2 protein-coding genes are annotated in these 4034 nt (G+C 45.8%); both read left to right on the top strand.

All coding sequences use genetic code 11. The annotated features are described in order from the left end of the window. Positions 1-79 precede the first annotated feature (79 nt). The gene (locus tag ACZM60_RS14470) at positions 80-1549 is read left to right on the top strand and encodes a glycoside hydrolase family 30 protein (RefSeq protein ID WP_489521837.1); all 1470 of its coding nucleotides are present in this window, start codon (positions 80-82) and stop codon (positions 1547-1549) included. A 12-nt stretch (positions 1550-1561) separates the two neighbouring features. After that, positions 1562-3913 carry a beta-glucosidase gene (locus ACZM60_RS14465; RefSeq protein ID WP_489521836.1) on the top strand — a complete coding sequence of 784 codons (2352 nt, stop codon included), beginning with the start codon at positions 1562-1564 and terminating at the stop codon, positions 3911-3913. Positions 3914-4034: the final 121 nt, after the last annotated feature.

The raw sequence follows: 4034 nt of genomic DNA, 5'->3' as shown, positions 1-4034 counted from the left end.
TGCTTAAAGATACAAAATCTTTAGGTAATAACAAAGCCCCAGCTTGTGAAAGTCGGGGCTTTGTGCTAAAAAAGAAGGTGTGCTTTTTGACACACCTTCCTGCTCTCCTCATTCTGCAAAAGTAGCAGAATGGGTGACAACGACCTACGATTCTCCTTGGGAAACAAGGACCGAAAATAAATACCTGACCTCACAAGCGGACAGTATGGTCATCATCGACCCTACTCAGACCGATCAGACAATAGAAGGATTCGGCTCCTGTTTCAATGAAAAAGGATGGGAATCATTAAGTAAACTGAATCCGGCTGACCGTGATAGCATTTTCAAGGAGCTGTACACACCAGCAGGAGGCAATTTCACCATCGGTCGTATGCCTCTGGGAGCCAACGATTTCAGTCTGGACTGGTATTCCTACGATGAAACAGATAAAGATTTCGAAATGAAAGACTTCAGTGTCAGCCACGACGAGCAGACCTTGATTCCGTTCATTCAAGCCGCATTGGCCTATAATCCCAATCTCAAATTATGGGCTTCTCCCTGGTGCCCTCCCTCGTGGATGAAAGTCAACAAGCATTATGCATGTTCTGCAAGCATCGTATGGACAAGAAGGATGAAATCACCTCAAAACAAGCCAGCCGAAGAGAAAATCAATGCCAATCCGCTACGCTTCCGGATGCATCCGGTAGAAAACAATCTGTCCGAGGACAAGCAGATAAAAGAAGGTACCGACGGTTTTATTCAGGACGAAGCTTACCTGAAAGCTTATGCACTTTACTTCGGCAAATTTATTGATGCCTATAAAGAACACGGAATCAATATTTCCATGGTTATGCCCCAAAACGAACCCAATTCGGCACAGCCCTACCCGTCTTGTTGCTGGACTTACAAAGGCTTAAGCAACTTCATCAAATATCTGGGTCCTGAAATGAACAAACGCAACGTAGAAATCTATGCAGGTACAGTAGAACGTCCGAATCCGGCTCTGGTCGATACCCTGCTGACCGACTCCGTTTGCTCAACTTACATTAAAGGCTGTGGTTTCCAGTGGGCAGGAAAAGATGCCCTTCCCGCTATCCGCAACAAATATCCTCACCTGAGCTATTACCAGACAGAACAGGAATGCGGCAATGGCTTAAACAACTGGGAAGGAGCCATGCATTCATGGGATCTCATGAGATATTATCTGGAAAACGGTGTCAACACTTACATGTACTGGAATACCTCCTTAATGGAAGGTGGTGTAAGCCGCTGGGGATGGTGCCAGAACTCACTGATTACCGTCAATGACTCCACAAAGACCTTTACGTATACTCCCGAATATTATATCCTGAAGCATGTAAGCCACTATGTACAGCCTACTGCCAAACGCATTAAAACAGGAGGAAACTATACCAACGTGCTGGCCTTCATCAACGAAGACGGAAGCATCCCTGTCATAACAGCCAACCCGAGTGACAAGGAATATGCCATCAGCCTGATGGTGAACAACGAACCTATTACGGTGAACTTACCAGCCCGTTCTATCAATACATTGCTTATCAAACCCTAAATTAACACGCATATGAGAAAAACATTAGCATCGTTTACCGCATGCCTCTTACTGGCAAGCGCATCAGTAGCCCAAGAAGCTCCACAACTGAAAGCAGACAATATAGACGAAATAATTTCTGCCATGACACTGGAAGAAAAAGTTCATTTCTGTATCGGAACAGGCATGGACGGATTATCGGGTACGGCTCCGGTTATCGGTTCTACCCGCTCCATGCTTCCCGGTACGGCAGGAACTTCCTACCCCATTCCAAGACTGGGAATCCCTGCCGTCATCCTATCCGACGGCCCGGCAGGTCTGCGCATCGACCCGATTCGCGATTTCGACAGCAAGACTTATTACTGTACCCATTTTCCCATCGGCACGGCACTGGCTTCCAGTTGGAATACGGAACTCGTCAAACAGGTGGGACAAGCCATCGGCGAAGAAGTACTGGAATATGGTTCTGATGTTTTACTGGCACCAGCCATCAACATCCACCGTCATCCGTTGTGCGGACGTAATTTTGAATATTATTCAGAAGACCCCGTGGTAGCCGGCGAAATAGGAGCAGCTTACATTCAGGGAGTACAAAGCAAAGGAGTAGGTACCTCTGTGAAACATTTTGCAGTAAACAATCAGGAAACCAACCGAAATGCCAATGATGCACGCGTCAGCCAACGCGCATTGAGAGAAATCTACTTGAAAGCGTTTGAAATAGCCATCAAGAAAGGAAATCCGTGGACCGTCATGAGTTCCTACAACAAAGTAAACGGTACATATACTTCGGAAAGTACCGACCTGCTGACCGGCATTCTACGGAACGACTGGGGGTATCAGGGAATGGTCATGACCGACTGGTTTGGTGGAAAAGATGCCGTAGCACAAATGATTGCAGGCAACGAAATGCTGCAACCGGGACGCCCACAGCAATATGATGAGATCTACAATGCCGTAAAAAGCGGTAAACTGGACGAAAGTATTCTGGACCGTAACGTAAAACGCATTCTGGAACTGATTGTAAAATGTCCACACTTCAAAGGTTACCAGCATAGTGACAAGCCAGACCTCGTAGCACACGCAGCCATAACACGCTCATCGGCTACCGAAGGCATGATTCTGCTGAAAAACGAAAATCAGGCATTGCCATTTCAGTCATCCGTGAAGAACGTTGCCGTATACGGATATACCAGTTACGATATTATTCCGGGAGGTACAGGCTCGGGTAATGTAAACCGCGCTTATACGGTTTCACTCATCGAAGGACTGAGAAACGCCAACTATGTTGTCGACCCCAACATCCTAAGCAAGTATCTTACCTATAAAAATGAAGAGAAAAAGAAGAATGAACGTTCCGGCAGCTTCGACCAACTGGCTATGTTCTCTGCACCGCGCCCCAAGGAACTGGTGCCTACAGCCGAAGAGCTGAACAAAGCCGTAGCAGACAACGACATCGCAGTCATTACCTTAGGTCGTATTTCGGGAGAATTTCTTGACCGGAATGCCAACGACTTCAACCTGGCTCCGGAAGAACAAGAGCTGATACAGAAAGTATGTGCAGCCTTCCAGCAGGCAAATAAAAAGGTCGTTGTCGTGCTGAACATCGGTGGCGTCATCGAAACTGCTTCATGGAAAAACCAGCCGGATGCAATCTTGTGTGCATGGCAAGCCGGTCAGGAAGGCGGAAACAGCATCGCCGATATCTTAAGCGGGAAACAGAACCCAAGCGGTAAGCTGACTATGACATTTCCTCTTCACGTAGACGATGCCTACTCAAGCAAAAACTTCCCAATGAACAGCCCGTCGATCAATGATATGAAAGCATTCATGGAACAAAGAAAGAACCGGACTACGACGGATGAAAAGAACTTCGACTACACCAACTACGAAGAAGACATCTACGTAGGTTACAGATATTTCGACAGTTTCAACAAAGAAGTTTCCTACCCTTTCGGCTATGGCTTGTCATACACCACATTCAGTTATTCAGACCTGAACGTACTGAATAACGGTACGAACTACAATGTAACATTTACAGTAACCAATACGGGTAAATGCAAAGGAAAAGAAGTAGCAGAAGTCTACGTCAAAGCCCCCAAAGGCAAATTGAATGTCCCCGCTCAGGAACTGAAAGGATTTGCCAAGACACGCTTGCTGAATCCCGGCGAGAGCCAGGAAGTAACCATCTCCATACCTGTCGAAAACTTAGCTTCTTACAATGAAAAAGCAACAGCATGGGTAACAACTTCCGGCACTTATACATTTAAGGTAGGTGCATCGAGCAGAGATATCAAACTCGAAAAAGCAGTAAAAGTAAAATCGTACAAGCAAAAAACATCCGATGGCTTAAAGCCACAGGAAGCATTAAATCTGTTAAAGCCCTAAAAAACAAAAGTAAAAGATAAACCAATGTTGTCCTAAACGATTTATAGGTACGATGAATATGAGGTTGTTGTAGATAACAACCCCTTCAAAGCTTTTTTTGGCCCCATTTATACTACTCCAG

The organism is Phocaeicola sp., from assembly GCF_057861905.1.
This window is presented reverse-complemented; position numbering and strand designations above follow the sequence as displayed.